The organism is Williamsia herbipolensis (assembly GCF_000964005.1).
Taxonomy (GTDB): Bacteria; Actinomycetota; Actinomycetes; order Mycobacteriales; family Mycobacteriaceae; genus Williamsia_A; species Williamsia_A herbipolensis.
Genome location: NZ_JXYP01000025.1, coordinates 1 through 3347, shown reverse-complemented (window position 1 = coordinate 3347; position 3347 = coordinate 1). Strand labels below are relative to the sequence as shown.

Genomic DNA, 3347 nt, shown 5'->3' with positions numbered 1-3347 from the left:
GCCCCGCGCCGATCAGGTGCCCGCGGCCCCCGACCCCTTCGACCGCAGCTCGGCCTTCGTGTCCGCCGACCCTGACCACATCCCCGGTCAGCCGGTCGCGACCGTCACCGTCACCGGCCGCAACGTCGAGGTACCCGACCACTTCCGTGTGCACGTCGGCGACAAGCTCTCCCGCGTCGAGCGGTTCGACCCCACGATCTACGCCTTCGACGTCGAATTGCACCACGAGCGCAACCGCCGTCAGGCCAAGGTCTGCCAGCGCGTGGAGATCACCGTGCGGGGCAAGGGCCCCGTGGTGCGTGCCGAGGCATGCTCGGAGAACTTCTACGCCGCCCTCGAATCCGCGGTCGACCGGCTGCAGTCGCGACTGCGACGCACCAAGGACCGCCGCCGCGTCCACCACGGCCTGCGCACACCGGTGTCGGTGGCCGAGGCGACCGCCGACATCGAGACACTCGACCTCACCGACACCGCTGCCTCCGTCTCCACCGACCCCGCCGAGGCCGCAGATGGTGTCGCGACGGCCGACCACGCGCCGGGACAGGTCGTGCGCGTCAAGGAACACGAGGCGGTCCCGATGACCGTCGACGACGCGCTCTACGAGATGGAACTCGTCGGCCACGACTTCTTCCTGTTCCACGACAAGGAGAGCGACCGGCCCTCGGTGGTCTACCGCCGCCACGCCTTCGACTACGGGCTCATTCGTCTCGCCTAGCGGCGAGAAGCGCCAGCTCCGGCCTCCGGCCTTCGTGTCGGTCCGTCTCGCCTAGCGGCGAGAAGCGCCGGCTCCTGGCCTCCGGCCTTCGTGTCGGTCCGTCTCGCCTAGCGGCGAGAAGCGCCGGCTCCTGGCCTCCGGCCTTCGTGTCGGTCCGTCTGGCCTGAGCACCCCTGACACGCAGCCGCGGCGGTGAGAACCGTCGCGGCTGCGTCGTGCCGGGACCCCGTCAGTACCATGGTGGGGATCTGCGGCCGCGCCCGTCGGGGTGCGCGCGCAACCCACATACCCACACAGCCACGAAATTCGGACAGAGGGATCAACAGTGCTCAACAGGATGCTGCGAGTCGGCGAGGGCCGGATGGTCAAACGTCTGGACGCGATCGCGACACACGTCGAGTCGCTGTCCGACGAGATCGAGGCGCTCACCGACGCCGAACTGCGCGCCAAGACCGCCGAGTTCACCGAGCGCTACAGCGAGGGCGAGGCGCTCGACGACATGCTCTCCGAGGCGTTCGCCGTCGCCCGTGAGGCCGCCTGGCGCGTCCTCGGCCAGAAGCCGTTCCACGTCCAGATCATGGGCGGCGCGGCACTGCATTTCGGCAACATCGCCGAGATGAAGACCGGTGAGGGCAAGACCCTGACCTGTGTGCTCCCGGCCTACCTCAACGCACTGACCGGTGCGGGCGTCCACGTCGTCACCACCAACGACTACCTCGCGAAGTTCCACGCCGAGTGGATGGGACGCGTGCACCGCTTCCTCGGCCTGCAGACCGAGGTCATCCTCACCGGCATGACGCCCGACCAGCGTCGCGAGGCCTACGCCGCCGACATCACCTACGGCACCAACAACGAGTTCGGGTTCGACTACCTGCGCGACAACATGGCGCACTCGTTGGCCGACCTGGTGCAGCGCGGCCACGCCTACGCGATCGTCGACGAGGTCGACTCGATCCTCATCGACGAGGCCCGCACCCCGCTGATCATCTCGGGCCCCGCCGACGGCTCGAGCAAGTGGTACACCGAGTTCGCCCGGATCGCGCCGCACCTCAAGAAGGACGTCCACTACGAGGTCGACATCCGCAAGAAGACCATCGGTGTGCACGAGGCCGGGGTCGAGTTCGTCGAGGACCAGCTCGGCATCGAGAACCTCTACGATGCGTCGAACTCGCTGCTCGTCAGCTACCTGAACAACGCGATCAAGGTCCAGGAGCTGTTCGAGCGCGACAAGGACTACATCGTCCGCAACGGTGAGGTCCTCATCGTCGACGAGTTCACCGGCCGTGTGCTCGACGGACGCCGGTTCAACGAGGGTCTGCACCAGGCGATCGAGGCCAAAGAGGGCGTCGAGATCAAGGCCGAGAACCAGACCCTGGCGACCATCACGCTGCAGAACTACTTCCGCATGTACGAGAAGTTGGCCGGCATGACCGGTACCGCGCAGACCGAGGCCGCCGAGCTCGACCAGATCTACAAGTTGGGCGTGCTGCCGATCCCGACCAACAAGCCGATGATCCGCGCCGACCAGACCGACCTCATCTACAAGACCGAGGAGGCGAAGTTCGCCGCGGTCGTCGACGACATCACCGAGCGGCACGAGAAGGGCCAGCCGGTCCTGATCGGTACCACCAGCGTCGAGCGGTCGGAGTACCTGGCGCGCCAGCTCACCAAGCGCGGCATCCCGCACACGGTCCTCAACGCGAAGTTCCACGAGCAGGAGGCGCAGATCATCGCCGAGGCCGGTCGGTCCGGCGCGGTCACCGTCGCCACCAACATGGCCGGCCGTGGCACCGACGTCGTGCTCGGCGGCAACCCCGACGTCATCGCCGACGTGCGTCTGCGCAAGCAGCGTCTCGACCCGGTGGAGACGCCGGAGGAGTACGAGGCGGCGTGGGACGAGGTCATCGAATCGGTGAAGGCCGAGGTCGCCGCCGACGCCGAGAAGGTCCGCGAGGCCGGTGGTCTCTACGTGCTGGGCACCGAGCGTCACGAGTCGCGCCGCATCGACAACCAGCTGCGCGGCCGTTCGGGTCGTCAGGGCGACCCGGGTGAGTCGCGGTTCTACCTGTCCCTCGGCGACGAGCTGATGCGTCGGTTCAACGGTGCCGCCCTCGAGTCGATCATGAACCGCGTCAACCTGCCCGACGACGTCCCGATCGAGGCGAAGATGGTCAGCAAGGCCATCCGCAGCGCGCAGACCCAGGTCGAGCAGCAGAACTTCGAGGTCCGCAAGAACGTCCTCAAGTACGACGAGGTGATGAACGAGCAGCGCAAGGTCATCTACGGCGAGCGCCGCACCATCCTCGAGGGCGAGGACCACCGCGAGCAGGTGCTGCGGATGATCGACGACGTGGTCTCGGCGTATGTCGCCGGCGCCACCGCCGTCGGATACGTCGAGGACTGGGATCTCGAGCAGCTGTGGACCGCGATGCGCACGCTGTACCCGATCGAGCTCGACTACAAGGAGATCGTCGGCGAGAACGAGTTCGGGGAGCGCGAGGACGTCTCGGCCGAGGAGCTGACCGAGAAGCTGGTCGCCGACGCGCGTGAGGCGTACGCCAAGCGTGAGGCCGAGATCGACGCGATGGCCGGTGAGGGCGCGATGCGTCAGCTCGAGCGGACCATCCTGCTC

The 3347-nt window shown here is 67.6% G+C and carries 2 protein-coding genes; both read left to right on the top strand.

Annotated elements, in window-relative coordinates; genetic code table 11:
• Positions 1-16: 16 nt before the first annotated feature.
• Positions 17-715 (top strand): ribosome hibernation-promoting factor, HPF/YfiA family, encoded by a 699-nt coding sequence (gene hpf, locus TU34_RS14600; RefSeq protein ID WP_052688952.1) that lies wholly within the window; start codon positions 17-19, stop codon positions 713-715.
• A 325-nt stretch (positions 716-1040) separates the two neighbouring features.
• A partial coding sequence (secA, locus tag TU34_RS14595; protein ID WP_045823644.1) for a preprotein translocase subunit SecA occupies positions 1041-3347 on the top strand: 2307 nt, incomplete at its 3' end.